The sequence below is a fragment of the Hymenobacter sp. BT491 genome, assembly GCF_014349165.1.
Classification (GTDB): Bacteria; Bacteroidota; Bacteroidia; order Cytophagales; family Hymenobacteraceae; genus Hymenobacter; species Hymenobacter jejuensis.
Genome location: NZ_JACSJJ010000003.1, coordinates 200,429 through 218,333, shown reverse-complemented (window position 1 = coordinate 218,333; position 17,905 = coordinate 200,429). Strand labels below are relative to the sequence as shown.

Sequence of the window (17,905 nt, the reverse complement as noted above, 5' to 3'; positions counted from 1 at the left end):
GAAGGTCAGAATTAAGAATTAGGCAGGCTTAGCTCGGCTTTGCCGTCAGCAGCAACCGCATCTTGCACAGGATCAGAAGATTGTGCTTTAGGCGCTGCCTGAGCTGCTGCGTCAGTCAGCCGCCACGAGGAGACCTCCGGGATGCCCGCCGCTTCGGGCCGAAATTCGCTGGCAATGATGGCGTACGCTTGGTCTTTCAGAGCGGTAACGTCGGCTAAGGTCAGGGTTTTTGTCGGGATGGGCTCATGAATCACCACGCGTAACGGCGAATAGCGCACCCGCAGCGTGCCGCTCACGTCGGGCATGAAGCGATGATTCAGGGGCATCGTGATGGGCACTATCGGTACACCGGCTGCAATGGCGAGCTGAAAAGCTCCTTCCTTGAACGGCACCATCTCTTCGCCGGGCTTGGGCGAAATCGTGCCTTCCGGAAAAATAACCACCGATCGGCCCGCTTCTAGGCTTTTGCGCGCCTGCACAATGGAGCGGCCCCGGCTTACGGCACTGTCGCGGTTCACGGTGATATACGCCCGGCCAAACAGTGGTCCCCAAAGCGGAACTTTGGCCAAACCGCTCTTGCCCACGATGTTAAGAAACCCCGGAATGGCCTTGAACAGCAGCGGAATGTCGATGTAGGAACTGTGGTTGGCCACATACACGCACGGCTGACCGGCGGGCAAGGGTTTCTTACGGATTACCTCCACCGGCATTCCCCACATCCGGATGGCGAAAATGGACCAGCCGCGGTTGATGGTGTGCAAGTGGCGGTACCACGCGGGTCGCTGCGCCAAAAGCCATTGCGCAGGATACGTCACCACGAAGGGCAGCACAAACCAAAAGGTGCTCCAAGTAGTGTAAAGTCGGTGGCCGAGGAATTGCAACAAACGACGCATACCGCAAATTTAAGGGTTTGAAAGTTTAGGCGTTTTCTAAACCAGTAGTTTAACCTTCCGAACGTGAAGGCGGTATGAATCGGAGTATTCAATCCAAGTTTATAAAATATTGATTATCAATAGTTTATGTATTTTGCTTTCGGGCCTGTAATGTTCTTTCTGCTTTCAGCAACCCGATTACGCTGATGGCGTCGGTGATGCGGTTGTCCATGGCCATTTGCACGGCTTCGGCCAGCGGAAGTTTCCACAGGCGGAGCTCTTCGGTTTCCTCCGGCTCTACATCGCCGTGCTCCAGTTCTTCAGCTAGAAACACGAAGCCTTCTTCGTCGGTGACGGAATTGGACGTGTGCAAGCGGGCAATGTTGGTCCAGCGGCGGGCCGTCATGCCGGTTTCTTCCCGCAGCTCGCGCTGCGCCGATTCCAGAATATCATGCTCGACCAAGCCGCCGCCCATCGGAATCTCCCAACTGTATTCATTCAAGGGGTAGCGGTATTGGCCCACCAGCCACGTATTGCCGTCAGCATCGACAGGCACAATGCCGAGGGCCTTGTTTTTCATCGACACCACGCCGTAGATGCCCGGACCGCCAGCGGGGTTGATAACTTGGTCCTCACGAACGCTAATCCAGGGATTATTATATTTTATCTCGGTTCTGACTACTTGCCACGGATTGCGAGTTTCGTCAAATGCGTGGTCTGGAACGTGATGCATAGCTTGGGGTAAGCAAAATGGAATAAGGCAAAGGTACAATCTGCGGAGAAAGTAAGCTCAACCGTACAAACGTCTACCGAGCGGGAAGGCGGCTTTACCGCGTGGAGGGGGACTTTGGTCAAAAAGATTCGTCGCAAAGGGCTGACGCATAATAGCTTTGTGTAACAAAAGTACCAGCGCTGGTAGGGAATATGGAAAGGAAGGACCTTCCAGCGTGGCGTCGGGTGGAAGTTAGGAGTAGGGTGGATGAATAATCAACCCCGACGCACAGAAAAAGGCCGTTGTGTAAAACAACGGCTTTTTTGTTTGTATGCACTAACGCACTGACGGCCAACAGGTGAGCAAGTAAAGGCCAAGGTTTTGTTCCAACCCCAATCTTATCGCTGCCGTAACATTCTCTTAACCGGCTGCTCACTTCCCGGCCGGTTCGGAATATTCTATGGCAAACCAACCAAAAAAACAGTCCGCTCCACAGCAACCCGGCGATCCGCTTTTCAACCTCAAGCACGCGCAGGCCGAAGCCGAGCTGCAAGCCAAAACCGGTGGCCTCGGCCCAATCACCAATGTGTACACTACGTCTGACGAGGAAGACGAAATAGACCGCGGACAAGGCCCCCTTGACAAGCAAGGCCAGCGTCGCGGCGCCAATGACCCAACCGACCTGAGTGGCAGCACTGCAGGAAGCCACAAATAGAAACTGCGTTCCAAATCGGAACATCTTTTAAATCAATACGATAACGGCCGTCCCGGTAGCCTGCCTTGCTACCGGGACGGCCGTTCCGCGTTTCGGCTTACGGCATAGTCGGGCGCGAGCGGTATTTTTGGGGCCATGCTACTTTCTTCTTACACCGGCCAAGCGCTGGAGGCTGGCATTGACGAGGCGGGGCGCGGCTGCCTAGCCGGACCCGTATTTGCGGCAGCTGTCATTTTGCCCCCCGATTTTGCGCCCGCCTACCTCAACGATTCCAAACAGATGACGGCCAAGCGACGCGAACATATGCGCGGCGAAGTCTGCCGGGAGGCCATTGCTTGGGCCGTCGCCGAAGCATCGCCCGACGAAATCGCCAGCATCAACATTGCGCAGGCCAGCTACTTAGCAATGCACCGCGCCGTGGCGGCTTTGCCGGTCGTGCCCACTCATTTGCTGGTCGATGGCAACCGGTTTAAGCCGTACGCGGGCATCGAACACACGTGTATGATTGGCGGCGATGGCCGCTTTCGCCACATTGCTGCGGCCTCCGTGTTGGCCAAAACCTTCCGCGACGAACGTATGCGGGAGCTAGCCGCCGAGTATCCGCAGTACCATTGGGAGCAGAACGCCGGCTACCCGACGGCGCAGCACCGCGACGCTATCCGTAAGCACGGCCCCACAGAACATCACCGGATAGGTTTTCGGCTGCTATAGATTAACTAAGTGATTATGGAATAGTTGCCTTTTGACTAGCAGCTAATTCTTCAGTTGCAGCAAGTCCAGGAAAAGACTAAACCCATCGACTGTAGTAGCGCCTTCGCCAAACTTGTCGAAGCTAAGCGGCTTAATGATGTAGCCGCTCACAGCCAACTCCTGCGCTTTCATGCGCTCGGTTTCAAGGTCGGAGGTGGTCATGATAAATACATTCAGACCCACAAACTCGGGGTCGGAGCGCAGGGTTTCGAGCAGCTCAAGCCCGTTCATACGGGGCATGTTAATGTCCAGCATGACCACGCTGGGCTTGGTGATTTTGTCTTGGCCCGCTTCGCCACGCAGCAAATTGAGGGCGTCGCGGCCGTTGCGAGCGATGTGTAGCGGTACGGCGATGTCATGCTTGCGCAACTCACGCTGCACGTTCATAATGTCCATTTGGTCGTCTTCGACGAGCAAAATGCTGGGTTGAGAAACGTCGGTTGCCATGAGTGAAAGGAAAAACGAAGGCGGCCGGAATAGGATACGCTTTTGGCCTATACGGCTTTTGGCCGGGTTAGGCTGCGGACAACGGCTGTTGGGGCCGCAGATCTAGGGCGCCGCCGTGTTCTTTAGCCCAGGTAAAAGTGAAGGTGGCGCCCTGTCCTTCCGCCGATTCAACCCGAATGGTGCCCCCGTGCTGCTCCACAATCTTCTTGACGATGGTCAGCCCAATGCCCGTGCTTTCGAAAGTGTCGCGTTCCGTTAGGGTCTGAAAAATGACGAAAATGCGGTCGTGATACTCAGGGGCAATGCCAGGGCCGTTGTCCGAAACCGAGAATACATACTGCTGCCGATCTTCCCGACATTTGATGCGCACCACGCCGGTTTCGGGGCGCTCGTGGTACTTGATGGCGTTGCTGATAAGGTTGGTGAACACCTGCTGAAGCTGCACGCGCGTGGTCGAAAGCGTGGGCAGGTAGGAGGGAAGCATTATTTGAAAGCCCTCGGGCGGCGCCAGCGAATCGATGATTTCGTGCAGCAATTCCCGCACATTTACCCGCTCCGCAACCTGCGTGACGCGCCCCACGCGAGCCAGCTCCAGAATTCCGCTGATCAGGTGCTCCATCCGCTGCACGCGCACGCGCATCAGCTTCAAAAACTCCTGAATCGCTTCCGGCACGTCGCTGCCCATGTCTTCTTCAATCCAGCGCGAAGCACTCTCAATGCCGCGCAGCGGTGCTTTTAAGTCGTGCGACACAACGTAGGCAAACTGGTCCAGCTCCTTATTGCGCTGCTCCAATTGGTTGATGGTGCGTCCGATGGTGCGCGACATCGTGTTCAGCGACAGCGTTAGGGCACTGAGCTCGTCTTCTTCCGAATCGTGCATGCGGGTAGTGTACTCGCCATCGGCAATGCGCGTGGCCAGTGCCACCATGGTGTCGATGCGCCGGGAAATAAGCCGGACAATATAGATAGCCCACGTTAATCCTAATACTGTGGTAATCAAGGTTATAACAATTGAGATATAACGAGTTTGCTGAATGCTGGACGCCAGCTTTGCGCGCTGTTTGTCGCGTGAGGTCAGCTCTTCGCGGTCGAAAGCATTGAAAAGCACCCGAATCTGATCGATAAGGCGTTTGCCTGTTAGGTCTTCCGCCAGGTTGCGGTGCTCCAGGCCGTCCATGGCGATCTGGTTTTTGTCGCGAAACCGCGCCTCCCGTTTTTCGCTGATGAGCAGGTGGGAGTACGCTGTCCATTGCTGGTACAGGTGCTGCGCCCGCACGATGCGCGCGTACTGCGGGTCTTCTTTGTCGAGCAGGCTGCGCAAGTGATTGAAGCTGGTCAGCAGGGTGCGTTCGCCCTCGTAATAAGGCACCAGCACCGCTTCGTTGCCGATCAGCAGGTAGCCCCGAAAGCCCGATTCCATATCGACGATGCTGCGCAGGAGCGTAGTGGCTTCCGCCGTCACGTTCTGCGACTGCGCCACCCGCTGCGAGTTGCGCAGCACCTGCCGCGAAAGCTGGTAATTGATGGCCACAACCGCCGTAAACAGCACCGAAATGGCTAAAAAGCCAGCAAAAAGTTTGGTAGAAAGCTTGAGCTTCATGCAGCAACTACAACGGCGCGGCGCAACAAGGGTTACTACGCCTGCGCGAGTTTTTGCTGCATCAGGCGCAACAAATCCGTCAGTTGGTCAGCCAGTGCATCTACTTCCAGCAAGCCATCAATGGCCTGCTCGGTTTGGCCTTGCAAGCGCAGATCCATGAGGCGGTTGGCCACGCGATGAATTTCACGGTGCACCCGATCGAGCTGGCGGCTTTCCGGCAAATGACTGTATTTTATAAGTGCCTCATTATGAATCCATTGGCCGAAAGCGCAAATCTCCGGGCTGCGGATGGGCTCCTCGTCAATGTTGGCGCCATATAGGAAAGAGCGCAGCTTCGATTTGAACAGTAAATGCTTAACCGATACTGTGCGAAATTCTTGTTGTAACTCTTCGTTCATAGTAGCTACGAAGCTATACGGAGCAACCGGCGAAACGATCCGGCAAAAGATCTAGTCCACGGGAAGCAATGCTTATTCGTAAAAAGGGTGGCGTCGCACACCCGGTTTTATTGGCTAATTTCGCCCTTCTTGAATGGCCAGTCACAAACCGAAACCTAGGCGCAAAGGTAGAGATCTACTGCCCGGCGGCCGGCCATAATTTCTCACCAACCCTTAGTCCCACCCATGGCCGAAGAACTCAAAACTGTTACCCTCAACGATTTGCACCAGCAATTGGGCGCCAAAATGGTGCCGTTTGCGGGGTATAACATGCCCGTGCGGTATTCCTCCGACCTCGACGAGCACCACACGGTGCGCCGGGCGGTAGGCATTTTTGACGTGTCGCACATGGGCGAGTTTCGGGTGCGCGGCCCGCAGGCGCTGGACCTGATTCAGCGCGTGACCAGCAACGACGCCAGCAAGCTCACCGACGGCAAGGCCCAGTATTCGTGTCTGCCCAACAACGAGGGCGGCATCGTCGACGACTTGTTGGTGTACCGACTGGCCGAAAACGATTACCTGCTGGTCGTCAACGCCTCGAACATTGAAAAGGACTGGAACTGGATCAGCCAACACAACACGCAAGGTGCCGAAATGGAAAACATTTCAGACCAGATCAGCCTGTTTGCGGTGCAAGGCCCGAAAGCAATTGACGCCCTTCAAAGCCTCACCGATGTTGACCTGAAGAGCATTCCGTATTACTCCTTCGTGCAAGGCACCTTTGCCGGTGCCGAAGACGTAATCATTTCAGCTACAGGCTATACTGGTGCCGGTGGCTTTGAGCTGTACGTGCCCAACAAATCGGCGCGTGAGGTGTGGGATAAAGTAATGCTGGCTGGTAAAAAGTTCGGTATCAAGCCGATAGGTTTGGGCGCCCGCGACACCTTGCGTCTGGAAATGGGGTATTGCCTCTACGGCAACGACATCGACGATACCACGTCGCCGCTGGAAGGCGGCTTGGGCTGGATCACGAAGTTCACCAAAGAATTTACCAATTCGGCCGCCATCAAACAGCAGAAGGAACAGGGCGTTAGCCGCAAACTGGTTGGTTTTCTGATGGACTCCGGCGGCATTCCACGCAGCCATTATCCGTTGGTCAACGAGGCCGGCGAGCCGATTGGCGAGGTAACTTCCGGCACCCAATCGCCTTCCCTAAGCAAAGGCGTAGGCTTAGGCTATGTAAAAACTGAGTACAGCCAACCCGGTAGCCAGATTTTTGTGCAGGTACGCGGCAAAAACCTGCCTGCCACTGTCACCAAGCTGCCTTTTGTAAAAGGCACGGAATAACCAAAATCATAAGGGTGCAGCTGTTGTACCAAGTCCGTCATCCGGAGCGTGAGCGAAGGACTTCTATACACGCAGTATTCACTGCAATAGAGGTCTTTGGCTCACGCTCCGGATGACGGACATTTTTATAGACTCATCTCTTGATACCCCAGATGCCTTCTCTTGATATTTGCTTCACGCCGGAGCTATTGCCGCTCTATGACTTGCGCGGTCGCGTAGCGGTAGTCGTTGATATTCTGCGCGCTACCTCTTCTATGGTTACGGCGTTTGCGGCGGGCGTGACGCACATTGTGCCGGTCAGCGAGCTGGACGATTGCCGGCGCCTCGGCTTGGAGCAAGGCCACCTCACCGCTGCGGAGCGCGACGGCCGGCAGGCGGAAGGCTTTGATTTGGGCAACTCGCCCTTTGGCTATCTAGACGGCGTGGTGGCAGTGCGGGGGCGCGCCGTGGCCATTACCACCACCAATGGCACCACGGCCATTCACCGCTCACTCAGCGCTGATGCCGTCATTCTGGGCGCTTTTCTGAATCTGGAAGCCGTTGCGGCGTTTTTGCGGCGCACCGGAAAGGATGCTGTGGTCGTGTGCGCGGGCTGGAAGGGAAAATTTAACCTGGAGGATACCGTTTTTGGCGGTGCCCTGGCCGAATTGCTACAAGCCGACTTCGACGTAACAAGCAGCGACGCGACGCTGGCGGCGCACCACCTCTGGCAACAAGCAAAGCCCGATCTGGCGGGGTATCTGCTCCAGTCGTCCCACGTCCGCCGCCTCAACAGTCTGGAAGCCAATCAAGACATGGAATTTTGCGTCCGGCTGAACGAATACAACCTTGTCCCAATCTGGCATGACGGGCGCTTGGTGGTGGCCGAAAAATAAGCGCCTAAGCTGGGTAGAGGCTGGTTTAGCCTTCCGCGCTTTTGAGCTTGTCGTTGTTGCGGTGGCGGTCGGCGTCACGGATGGTTTTCTTGGCAAGGTTGCGTTCGAGCGCCTCCGTCAGATCCACTCCGGTTTGGTTGGCCAGACAAATCACCACGAACAGCACGTCGGCCAACTCATCGCCCAGAACCCGATCGCGGTCAGAGGCCTTAAACGACTGCTCGCCGTACTGCCGGGAAATGATGCGCGCCACTTCGCCCACTTCTTCCGTGAGAATAGCCATGTTGGTAAGCTCGTTGAAATAACGAACTCCAGTGGTCGTAATCCACTGATCGACAGTCTGTTGAGCTTCTTGGATGGTCATAAAACCTGTATTGGTAAATACTTGATTATCAATATGTTGTATGCTAAATCTCAAGCTGATGGCGAGTCCAGTACAATGGTCACGGGCCCGTCGTTGAGCAAGCTCACCTTCATGTCGGCGCCAAACTCGCCGGTCGGTACTGGTTGACCCAGCAAGGTTTCCAGCATCTGCACAAACTGCTGATAGAGCGGAATGGCCACCGGCGGCGGCGCAGCCCCGATGTAGCTGGGGCGGTTGCCCTTGCGGGCGTCGGCCAGCAGCGTAAACTGGCTGACTACCAGCACCTGGCCGCCCACATCCTGCACGCTGCGGTTCATTTTGCCTTCCGCATCCCCGAAGATGCGGAGTTGCACCAGCTTGCGGGCAATCCAGTCGAGGGAGCGGGTGTCGTCGTCGGGAGAAAAGCCGGCCAGAACCAGCAGCCCCGGGCCAATATGGCCCGTGATGCGGCCTTCAACGGTGACACTTGCTTCGCTGACGCGTTGAATAACGACTCGCATACAGGATATTTGGAGGGAAGAAGCACGCGTCGGCTCTGCAACGCGTGAGTGGGACAGCTCTTTTTATACTTCGCAACGCCTTACAAGCGGGCAAAATAGCAATGCAGGCCGCGGGAAACGACAAACTAACAACAAACTCCTTGTTCTGGCTCTGGACGGCGCTGCTCCTGGTCATGGTCGTGCGCCTGTACAAGCTGCCGCAGGCATCGTTGCCCGACTACGATTCGGTGCGTAACTGGCAGATTGTCCATGAGATAGCGCAAGGCCGACTCCAGAACTTGTTTCACCACGCCAGCCCCGGATTTTTCATCGTGTTTGCGCCGGTGGCGGCTCTGCACCCCGATTTTCATTGGTTCCAGTACCTCAACGTGCTGATTTCGGTGCTGGCAGTTGGCTGGCTGGTAGCATTTATCGGGCGCGAACTGGACTTGCAAGGACCCGATTTGGCCCTGATGGCGCTGCTTGTGGGCACGGCGGTATTCCCCACTTTTTCATCCCGCGACTTTACCATGGGCTCCCTGAGTCTATTGGTATTTGTAGGCTTGCTGCGTACTTACTATCAACGATTTACAGAGCCTTCGCAAAGTGCGTTGCTCAAAGCCGGCGTCTGGCTGGCACTCGGGTTGTGCGTGAACTATAAATTCCTGCTGACGCTGCCGATTTTGGCGGTTTTGGAGCTGCTGTGCAACGATAAGCTGCTGTTGCGGCAGAAAAACCTGTGGCGGCTGTTGTTGATCCTGGCCTCGCCTTACCTGGTGCTGGGTTTGCTGGGCTGGGCCGCTGGGCTACCCATATACCGTTGGCCAGCAACGTATTATGCTGTTCTGTTCCCGTCGGCCATCAACGCGGCGGGGCGTACAGGCAACGTGCGGCTGGACCTGCTCTACTACTTCTGGTTCCTAATCGACTTTGAGCTGCCGTTGCTGCTCGGGATTGTGTTTTTCCCGTTGGTGTTCGGGCGCGAGATCTGGACGGGCCTGCGCCGCCCCAATCTGCTGGTTTACTTGGCCGTGTGGGCGTACTGCCTGTTGGGCGGGATGTCGTTGCTGTTGAAGGCGCCGCGGGGGCTGCTGTTTGCGTACGGCCTCTTTGCCGTGCTGGCGTATCTATGTTTATTGCGTCTTACTCGCACGCGGTTGGTGATCAAACTGGTGGCTGTTCTGCTAGCTGTGGCGCTTAACCTCTTTCGTATTCAGCGCGAAGTATATGCCTATACACCAAGCAATTACCCAAAAGCGGCGGCTTGGCTGAAGGCACATAAAGCCGAAGGACTTGTCAGCACGGTCGGCCAACAGATTGTCCCGTACGTAGCGCCCGACTCTGTAATCGTCATCACGCATGAGCGGCAAGTGGCGCCCCTGTACAAGCGCGGCTACCGCTACGTGCTGCTCGATGCGTATTGGCGCGTCGCTGGTATCCGGCACTTCCAAGGCCTTCGCAAGCAAAAGCCGGTCGCGGCTTGGTCAGAGCCCATCTTAACCTCGCCCTTGCTTTTTTTGGAGCACTCCGAGTTCACGGGCTTAGGCTACGAAGAAACCCTCGCCATCCAGCGAGCCGCCAAGCAGGATTCGCTACAACTGCGGCTGTTGCAGCTCTGAGCACACAACATATTGATTATCAATATGTTGTGTGTTATCGTTTGATCTTCAAACTGTCCAGCATGTGCTGATATTTCCTCGCATTCTGCTTGTGAATGGCGAAAGTTTCGGCGAAGTCGGAAAAGCCGCTGTGGTCGGGGCGGGCGCAGAAGAAAAAGTATTTGTGCGCCGTTGGCTTAAGCACCGCGTCGAGGCTCTGGCGGTTGGCCGACGTGATGGGCCCCGGCGGTAATCCCTTGTTTTTGTAGGTGTTATAGGGCGAATCGACCAGCTTGTCCTTGTTCAGCACACGTTTCACGCCGAAGTTGCCGATGGCCCAAAGCAACGTTGGGTCGGCTTGCAAACGCATGCCCGTGCGCAGCCGATTGAGGTACACGCCCGCGATTAGCGGTTTGTCTTCGGGCTTGGCGGTTTCGCGCTGCACAATGCTGGCCAATACATGCACTTGAGTAGGCGAAAGCCCCAGCGAGTCGGCACGTTGGCGCCGTAAAGGCGTCCAGAAGCGCCGGTGCATGGCCGCCGCCGAATCGAGAAACTGCCGCGCCGACGTATTCCAGACTAGTTTGTAAGCGCCTGGTAGAAAGAGCGTTAATATAGTCGTAGTGTCCAGCTGATACCGTTGCTGTAGAAAGGTATTGTCTTGCAGCAGCTGGCGCAAGCTCCCCGAATCGGTTTCGAGTTGTCGTGCGATCTGGCGAGCCAGTTGGGGCTTGTATTTGAACGCATCCAGCGTAAAATCAACGGTATCCTGCTGACCAGCCAGAAGTTTACTGACTAAGTCAGAATTGCTCTCTTCGAAGTTCAGCAAATAACGGCCCGGCCGAACGTGCTGCGGGTAATCGCGTTGTTGCGCCAGCCAGAAAAATGTTTCGGGTTCAAGCAATAAGTCTTGGCGCTCAATGGATTGCATGACGTCGTCAAACGAAGCGCCGGTGCGGATGTACAGGTACGCCGGCCCGAACGGAGAAGGCGTTACATTGGGTTTCCACAGCACGCGCCATGCCCCATACAGCGCAATCGCGCCCACGAGCAGCACCACCAGCAACAGCGCTTTGATAACACGGCGACGCAGGCGAGCAGAAGACGATTTGGGGCGCAAAACTTGAGGCATTCCCTGAAATTTGAGTCGGCAAAAAAGCGGTTGGCGGCGTTAATCGCCGTTTACCAAAGCCGCGACAGCTTCTTCCAGTTCCAACTGTCGCTCTTGGCGCTCTATTTCAACAGGCGGCGCCGAGCGCACTTCGCAGTCGGGAATGGGGCAGCGCTCGCAGGTTTCGTTCACTACTTTCAGCGGAATGGCCGGATCACTGATGAACTTAACCTTCTGACGCAGAGCGTCATCGCACAGCAAGCCAACAGTCACGCTTACGGCTGGTTCGGTGGCGGTGCGAGCGCGGGCCAGGGTAAGGCAGAGGTATTCGTTATTGGTGCCGTAATAGCGCGAATGCTGGGCGCCCAGCGCAATGTTGGGGCCGGTAGTAGCCGGCTGTTGGCGCAGCTCCTGAATCAGGCGCAGCGAAATCCAGCGGCGGCAATAATGCTCGTGGAGTTCGTTGCCGTGCGGATTGTGCAAGCGTGAAATGTGCAGCTCCTTGGTCAGCACGAAATCGTTGGCGGCCGTTGCTTGGTCGAAACGCAGAAAAAACATGCTTTGCAACCCAAAATGCCGCGGCAGCAGGTTGGTGACGCGCTGCATAAACATCTCCGGCGACACATCATACTTAGTAATCAAATCCAGCAGCTGCGTGGGCGCCCATTTTTTGTTGGCGAAAAACTTCTGCAAGTCCCGCACCAGCGTTTCTTCCTCCATCAGCAACGCGCCGGCGAAATAGGAAGCCTTGAAGTTATTGAGCACTTCGTCGAAGGAGCGAATGGGAAAGTTGGCGTTTACATAAGGCCGCTCCTTGAGGTTCAAGTAGTTAAACGCCACCTCGCGGCCCAACACAAACGCTTGCTGCGTACCCGAAAGGCCCGGCCTGAGCAGTAGGCATCTGGTTTTGGGCTGGTATACCGAGCGCAAACGCCCCAGATTGGTGTATTGCCCCAGTGTTTCGCGGTCCAGCTTATAGCCGTACTTTTCTACCAGCACCCGTTCCAACTGTGTGGTGTCGAAAGGGGCAGTGGTCGTGATGTTTTGCTCGACGGTGAAGGTGCGCACGTCCTGCTCCAGCTCCTCAAAATAGTTGTCGCACATCTCCTGGTACGAGCGCAGCGCTGCCAGAAAGAAGTTTTCCTGCCGCATTTCGTAGTTGCGGGCGATCTCAAAAAGGGTGCTGATGAAGGCATTCATCTTGGCCGGCGCGTCGGCAATCAGCTCCACGATGCGTGTGGGGTCGAGCCCAAACATCTCCAGCGGAAACTCCTTCAGCAAATCCGACTGGAGCAATTCAGAGATAGGCGCTAGGCGACGGCTTAGGGTCAGTGAGGTAAGCTGATCATACGTCACACCCAGCACCTTGCTGAGGCTCAGGATCTTATCGGCTTTGGGGTATTTTTTTCCTTTCTCAATCTCGTTGAGATACGAAACCGAAACATCGCAGGCGCGAGCCAGCTCGGCCGGCGTAAAACCACGTTCCTGGCGCAGTTCGCGCAGTTTTAGTCCAAATATTAACCGGACAACCTGACCGTGACTTAGCATATGCAGCAATAGAAAGGGCGAAGCATGAGGAAGTCCACAAAGAACTAGGATTTCGTCAAGTCAACACGAAAGACGGATAAAAAATCCTGCAAATCTACGTTGAAACAGCGATTAATAATTATTAGCGAAAATTCGCTTGTTAATAAATATTCGCTGTTATATATTTGGTTATACAGCTTCTATCACCCTAACCCTCAGCGCTATGAAGTTTGCCGAACCCCACACGCTAGTTCCAAAGCCCAAATACCTTACGCCTGATCGGGTGAAAGTGCTGGGTGAGTTCACTTCCGAGTTTGCGGAGATTCTGACGCCCTCGGCGCTCGCTTTTATTGCCGAGCTGCACCGACGTTTTGATGGTACGCGCAAGCAGCTGTTGGCACGGCGTACGTTGCGGCAGCAGCAATTTGAAGCCGGCGTGCTGCCTGATTTCCTGCCTGAAACTCAGCTGATTCGAGATAAGGAATGGACTGTATCGCCCGTGCCGAAAGACTTGCTGGACCGGCGGGTAGAAATTACGGGCCCTACGGACCGCAAGATGATCATCAACGCGATGAACTCGGGCGCCAAAGTATTCATGGCCGATCTGGAGGATTCTAACTGCCCCACGTGGAGCAATGTGATCGAAGGGCAGCGCAACCTGCGCGATGCTGTCCGGCGCACGATCTCGCTCAGCACGCCCACCAAAGAATATAAGCTCAACGACGAAACCGCCGTGCTGATGGTGCGGCCGCGTGGCTGGCATCTGCTTGAGCGTCATGTGCTTGTGGATGGCGAGCCCATTAGCGCTTCGCTGTTTGATTTTGGCCTTTACTTTTTCCATAACGCCCACGAGTTGTGCGCTCGCGGTAGCGGACCTTACTATTACCTGCCCAAAATCGAGAGCCACCTCGAAGCGCGGCTCTGGAACGACGTGTTTGGCTTCGCGCAGTGGTCGCTGAAAATGCCGAAATGCGTAATCAAAGCCACGGTGCTAATCGAGACGTTGCCGGCGGCGTTTGAACTCAATGAGATCCTATATGAGCTGCGCGAACATTCCGCGGGCCTGAACTGCGGCCGTTGGGATTATATTTTCTCCTACATCAAGCGGCTTGGTGCGAAGCCGGAGTTTCGCTTGCCCAACCGCGCCGACGTCACCATGACGGTGCCCTTTATGGCGGCTTACTCACAGCTCGTCATTCAGACTTGCCACCGCCGCGGCGTGCACGCCATCGGGGGCATGGCCGCTCAAATTCCCATCAAAGATAACCCTGAAGCCAACGAAGCCGCGCTGGAAAAAGTCAGGCAGGACAAGGTGCGCGAGGCCCAAAACGGCCACGACGGCACCTGGGTCGCACATCCGGGGTTGGTGCCGGTGGCGCTGGGCGTGTTTAATGAGCTGATGACCAGCGCCAACCAAATTGATCGCAAGCGCGAAGACGTGCATGTAACCGCTGCCGATCTGGTGCGGGCACCCGAAGGCCGCATCACCGAAGAAGGCCTGAAGCTCAACATTGATGTGGCCATCCAGTACCTCGAAGCGTGGTTGGGCGGCAACGGCTGCGTACCCATCTACAACCTGATGGAAGACGCCGCAACGGCCGAAATCTCGCGGGCGCAGGTGTGGCAATGGATTCATACACCTAATACGAGGCTCGCCGACGGCCGCCCCGTAACGGTGGAGCTGTACCGTTCGCTTGTGCCCGGTCAGCTGCACAAAATCCGCGATCTGGTAGGGGAGGCCCGCTACGATATGGGCCATTACGAGCAAGCCGCCCGGCTGTTCGACCAGTTGGTGGTCAATCCGCAGTTCACGGAATTCCTGACGCTGCCGGCCTACGAGCAACTAGGGTAAGCCGCATTCGGAGGCATCTTCCGGTCATGTTTTTCCGGCTTTTTTCTGACAGGCTTTATGTCTAACGGTCGACTATTGTCTTTGATTTAGATACGTTATTTAATATAAATAATTGATTGTGAAATATTTGTGATTTACAACTAAATCAACCTCAACTTCATTTCCTCATGAACAAGCACGAACGAATCGCCGCTATTGCGCACGACTGGTCCCATAATCCACGCTGGTCTGGAATTGAGCGGCCATACGCTCCCGAAGACGTAGTGAAGCTGCAAGGCTCTGTCAGGATTGAGTATTCGCTGGCCCGCCAAGGAGCCGAGCGGCTGTGGCGATTACTGCATTCGGAGCCGTATGTGGCTGGGTTAGGGGCCCTGACCGGCAATCAGGCGGTGCAGGAAGTGCAGGCCGGCCTCAACGCCATCTACCTCAGTGGCTGGCAGGTAGCGGCCGACGCCAACCTCGCCGGCCAGATGTACCCAGATCAAAGCCTGTATCCTTCGGACAGCGTACCCAACGTGGTGCGGCGCATCAACAACGCCCTGCTCCGCGCCGATCAGATCCAGACCCTGACCGGCGACGGCAATGTGCATTGGTTGGTGCCCATTGTGGCCGATGCGGAAGCGGGCTTTGGAGGCAATCTCAACGCGTTTGAGTTGATGAAAATGATGATCGAAGCCGGGGCCGCGGGCGTGCATTTTGAAGATCAGCTTTCGTCGGCCAAAAAATGCGGCCACCTCGGCGGCAAAGTGCTAGTGCCTACGCAAGAGGCTGTAAATAAATTGATTGCGGCCCGCTTGGCTGCCGATGTACTGGACGTCCCCACGCTCATCGTAGCCCGCACCGATGCCGACGCCGCCGACCTCCTGACTTCGGACATCGACGAGCGCGATCTGCCTTTTGTCATCGACGCTACCCGCACCAGCGAAGGTTTCTACCGCGTTCGGCCGGGCGTCGAAGCCTGCATTGCGCGGGGGCTGGCTTACGCACCCTACGCCGACCTGATCTGGATGGAAACGTCGCACCCCGATTTGCAGCAGGCACGCGAATTTGCCGAAGGCATTCACGCCAAATATCCCGGTAAGTTGCTGGCTTACAATTGCTCACCGTCTTTCAATTGGGCGTCAAAGCTGAGCAAAGAGCAAATGGAAACCTTCCGGGAAGAGCTAGCCGCAATGGGCTACAAATTTCAATTTATCACGTTGGCAGGCTTTCATGCGCTCAATACGAGCATGTTCGAGTTGGCACAGGCTTACCGCGACCGCGGTATGGCGGGCTATTCCGAGCTTCAGGAACGGGAGTTTGCTCTGCAAAAGCACGGTTTCAAAGCCGTAAAGCACCAGGCATTTGTCGGTACGGGCTATTTCGATGCCGTTCAGCATGTAGTTTCAGCCGGCAAAGCCAGCACTGCCGCGTTGGTTGGCTCTACGGAAGAAGCACAATTTTCTACCTGAACCGCGGCTTGGGGCGGGGGAGTTGGATTTCACGGATTTTGTGGACGTTTTGGGTTCTTCGCTCATGTCCTTTGATAAGACTTGAACAGCAAAAAAGCCCGCTGCATATACAGCGGGCTTTTTATAAATATATGGTTATCAAGCGCTTATAGAATGAGCCGAATCTTCTGCAAGATCCGTGAAACCCGGCTCCTCGGCCCCAAGCCGTGGTTCAAACAAACGGATCTGCCAACGAACCATAATCTAGGTTGTGGCGCTCGGCGGTTTCGCGCAGAATGGTTTTCTGCCACGGCCGCAACACTTGCTCGGCACCCAACTCGATGATATCGGCCACCAAGCGGTTGGAAAGCACTAAGTTGGCTACGTAGCCGTTTATGTCGTTGGTAATGTGCGTCTTCAGCGTAAGCAGAAGTTGCTCGCGGGCATCGGCCCGAGCCGCTTTGTCGCCGTTGAGGCGTCGGCGGAACGGAAAACGGCGCTGCTCGGCAGGCGGGGTGGGCTCGGGAACCGCAACGAAATTATCGGGCGAAAGCGCCGCCAGTTGGTCGAGGTAGGGCATGCGCTTCAGCTCCGGGTGCAAGCCGCGGGCGGCCTTCCAATCGTTGGCGCTGCGGGGCGTATCGCGCACCAGCTCCGACAAGCGGTCGTTGGCAAAAACCATATAGGGCGGCCTGTCCAGCTCCTTAGCCAACTGATCGCGAAGCAGATACAAATCGCGGAACAACGGTAGCTCGTTGGGCTGAATGCGGTATTTGCCCGCAATCCGCAGGTATGGGCGTTCGTCGCGAGTATAACGAACGTCTTCGAGCGCTGCATTTTCTTCGTTGGCCCACTGCGTGCGGCCCAGGGCAGCTAGCTTTTCGCTGAGGCGGTCGGCTAGCTCAAACAAATACAGCACGTCGTTGGCTGCATACAGCTTCTGTGCTTCGGTAAGCGGGCGCTTCAGCCAGTTGGATTTCTGTTCGCCCTTATCTACTTCAATTCCTAACTCGCTCTGTATTAGGCGGCCCAGGGAAATGTTGTTGTCCGATTCGCCCAGTAAGGTATACTGCACGCTGGTATCGGTAATGGTGCGCACATGCACGCCGAATAGCTCATCGAGCAGCAGAATGTCGGATTTGCAGCTGTGAAATACCTTCTCGATAGCCGGGTTGCGCAACAAAGCCCAAATTGGCTCCAGCTCGTGGGCCGGGTTGGTAAGCGGAATAGGATCGAGAAGGTAAACTTCAGTGCCGTCGAAAATCTGAATTAAAGCCAAGTTGCGCCCGTAGCGGTGGCGCATGTCGTCGAACTCTAAATCAACTCCTAAACGCGGTTTAGAGCCTAAAATTCCGGCAACGTGCTCAATAGCAGCGGGCGTCGTTAGGTATTGAATATTAGCCATTAAATAAGAGGAACTGCAGAAAAAAGGCTGTTGAAAGCGGCTGGACGCAGAAGGTTCTGTGAGGGTAAAGGTATGCAGTTACGGCGGGAGAATGCAATCGGGTTCGTGTTGCATCCCATTAAGCCATGGGCTGAGTACAAATGGAGCCCGCGCAGTCACTTATTTAAGTAGCTCAACCCTCTGCAAACCGCTCCTTGAATTTACAGCTACACGGTTGCTGACCGTGCCGGATTTGCTTGGATGCAAGCTAATTCAGCATCAGCGCATAGCTATAAGCGATTATTCAAGAAACGTTTGCACTGGATTTTACGGCCAGATGAGCCTTCGATTTGAAATAAATTATTTCCCTGTTTTGTCTAAAGTATTGTTGTTGAAAAAGTGCCTTTCTGTTGCATAAGGCTGCTTTTCGACTATTTGTAACTAGTGAAACCTCCTATTTAACCT

General features: G+C 55.5%; 17 protein-coding genes. 7 read left to right on the top strand and 10 right to left on the bottom strand.

Going from position 1 to position 17,905, the window contains the following annotated elements; translation table 11 throughout:
* Positions 1–11 precede the first annotated feature (11 nt).
* Positions 12–893, bottom strand: coding sequence for a lysophospholipid acyltransferase family protein (locus H9I52_RS12455; RefSeq protein ID WP_262386060.1), 882 nt, complete (start codon positions 891–893; stop codon positions 12–14).
* Positions 894–1,017: 124 nt separating this feature from the next.
* Positions 1,018–1,605 carry an NUDIX domain-containing protein gene (locus tag H9I52_RS12450; protein ID WP_187454149.1) on the bottom strand — a complete coding sequence of 196 codons (588 nt, stop codon included), beginning with the start codon at positions 1,603–1,605 and terminating at the stop codon, positions 1,018–1,020.
* Between the two features lie 439 nt (positions 1,606–2,044).
* Between H9I52_RS12450 and H9I52_RS12445 the strand changes: the two genes are divergently transcribed.
* Positions 2,045–2,299, top strand: coding sequence for a hypothetical protein (locus H9I52_RS12445; RefSeq protein WP_139516259.1), 255 nt, complete (start codon positions 2,045–2,047; stop codon positions 2,297–2,299).
* Positions 2,300–2,434: 135 nt separating this feature from the next.
* Positions 2,435–3,010 carry a ribonuclease HII gene (locus tag H9I52_RS12440; protein WP_187454148.1) on the top strand — a complete coding sequence of 192 codons (576 nt, stop codon included), beginning with the start codon at positions 2,435–2,437 and terminating at the stop codon, positions 3,008–3,010.
* A gap of 42 nt (positions 3,011–3,052) precedes the next feature.
* On the opposite strand, the gene H9I52_RS12435 is transcribed toward H9I52_RS12440, so the two are convergent.
* The 3 genes from H9I52_RS12435 to H9I52_RS12425 all read right to left on the bottom strand — a co-directional run bounded on the left by H9I52_RS12435 (position 3,053) and on the right by H9I52_RS12425 (position 5,494).
* Positions 3,053–3,496, bottom strand: a complete 444-nt coding sequence (locus H9I52_RS12435) for a response regulator (RefSeq protein ID WP_139516261.1) — start codon at positions 3,494–3,496, stop codon at positions 3,053–3,055.
* A gap of 67 nt (positions 3,497–3,563) precedes the next feature.
* Positions 3,564–5,096 carry a sensor histidine kinase gene (locus tag H9I52_RS12430; protein ID WP_187454147.1) on the bottom strand — a complete coding sequence of 511 codons (1,533 nt, stop codon included), beginning with the start codon at positions 5,094–5,096 and terminating at the stop codon, positions 3,564–3,566.
* A 35-nt stretch (positions 5,097–5,131) separates the two neighbouring features.
* Positions 5,132–5,494 carry a CZB domain-containing protein gene (locus H9I52_RS12425; RefSeq protein WP_187454146.1) on the bottom strand — a complete coding sequence of 121 codons (363 nt, stop codon included), beginning with the start codon at positions 5,492–5,494 and terminating at the stop codon, positions 5,132–5,134.
* A gap of 225 nt (positions 5,495–5,719) precedes the next feature.
* Between H9I52_RS12425 and gcvT the strand changes: the two genes are divergently transcribed.
* Complete coding sequence (gcvT, locus tag H9I52_RS12420) at positions 5,720–6,820, top strand: glycine cleavage system aminomethyltransferase GcvT (protein ID WP_187454145.1); 1,101 nt, start codon at positions 5,720–5,722, stop codon at positions 6,818–6,820.
* A gap of 152 nt (positions 6,821–6,972) precedes the next feature.
* Positions 6,973–7,695 (top strand): 2-phosphosulfolactate phosphatase, encoded by a 723-nt coding sequence (locus tag H9I52_RS12415; RefSeq protein WP_187454144.1) that lies wholly within the window; start codon positions 6,973–6,975, stop codon positions 7,693–7,695.
* A gap of 25 nt (positions 7,696–7,720) precedes the next feature.
* Here H9I52_RS12415 and H9I52_RS12410 read toward each other — a convergent pair whose 3' ends face one another.
* Together H9I52_RS12410 and dtd are read right to left on the bottom strand one after the other, a co-directional pair.
* Entirely contained in the window at positions 7,721–8,059 is a 339-nt protein-coding gene (locus H9I52_RS12410) for a nucleotide pyrophosphohydrolase (protein WP_187454143.1), read from the bottom strand.
* 50 nt (positions 8,060–8,109) lie between these two features.
* The gene (dtd, locus tag H9I52_RS12405; protein ID WP_187454142.1) at positions 8,110–8,559 is read right to left on the bottom strand and encodes a D-aminoacyl-tRNA deacylase; all 450 of its coding nucleotides are present in this window, start codon (positions 8,557–8,559) and stop codon (positions 8,110–8,112) included.
* Positions 8,560–8,699: 140 nt separating this feature from the next.
* Between dtd and H9I52_RS12400 the strand changes: the two genes are divergently transcribed.
* Positions 8,700–10,157, top strand: a complete 1,458-nt coding sequence (locus tag H9I52_RS12400; protein ID WP_187454141.1) for a hypothetical protein — start codon at positions 8,700–8,702, stop codon at positions 10,155–10,157.
* 34 nt (positions 10,158–10,191) lie between these two features.
* On the opposite strand, the gene mltG is transcribed toward H9I52_RS12400, so the two are convergent.
* Both mltG and H9I52_RS12390 read right to left on the bottom strand, forming a co-directional pair.
* Complete coding sequence (mltG, locus tag H9I52_RS12395) at positions 10,192–11,268, bottom strand: endolytic transglycosylase MltG (protein WP_187454140.1); 1,077 nt, start codon at positions 11,266–11,268, stop codon at positions 10,192–10,194.
* Between the two features lie 39 nt (positions 11,269–11,307).
* Positions 11,308–12,795, bottom strand: a complete 1,488-nt coding sequence (locus tag H9I52_RS12390; protein WP_187454139.1) for a helix-turn-helix domain-containing protein — start codon at positions 12,793–12,795, stop codon at positions 11,308–11,310.
* A 202-nt stretch (positions 12,796–12,997) separates the two neighbouring features.
* Here H9I52_RS12390 and aceB point away from each other — a divergent pair, with 202 nt between their 5' ends.
* Both aceB and aceA read left to right on the top strand, forming a co-directional pair.
* A complete protein-coding gene (aceB, locus tag H9I52_RS12385) occupies positions 12,998–14,626 on the top strand; it encodes a malate synthase A (protein WP_187454138.1) in 1,629 nt (542 codons plus the stop codon).
* Positions 14,627–14,793: 167 nt separating this feature from the next.
* Positions 14,794–16,077 (top strand): isocitrate lyase, encoded by a 1,284-nt coding sequence (gene aceA / locus H9I52_RS12380; RefSeq protein ID WP_187454137.1) that lies wholly within the window; start codon positions 14,794–14,796, stop codon positions 16,075–16,077.
* 211 nt (positions 16,078–16,288) lie between these two features.
* Here the strand turns inward: aceA and H9I52_RS12375 are convergent, their stop codons facing one another.
* Positions 16,289–17,461, bottom strand: a complete 1,173-nt coding sequence (locus tag H9I52_RS12375; protein ID WP_139516273.1) for a ribonuclease D — start codon at positions 17,459–17,461, stop codon at positions 16,289–16,291.
* Between the last annotated feature and the right edge of the window lie 444 nt (positions 17,462–17,905).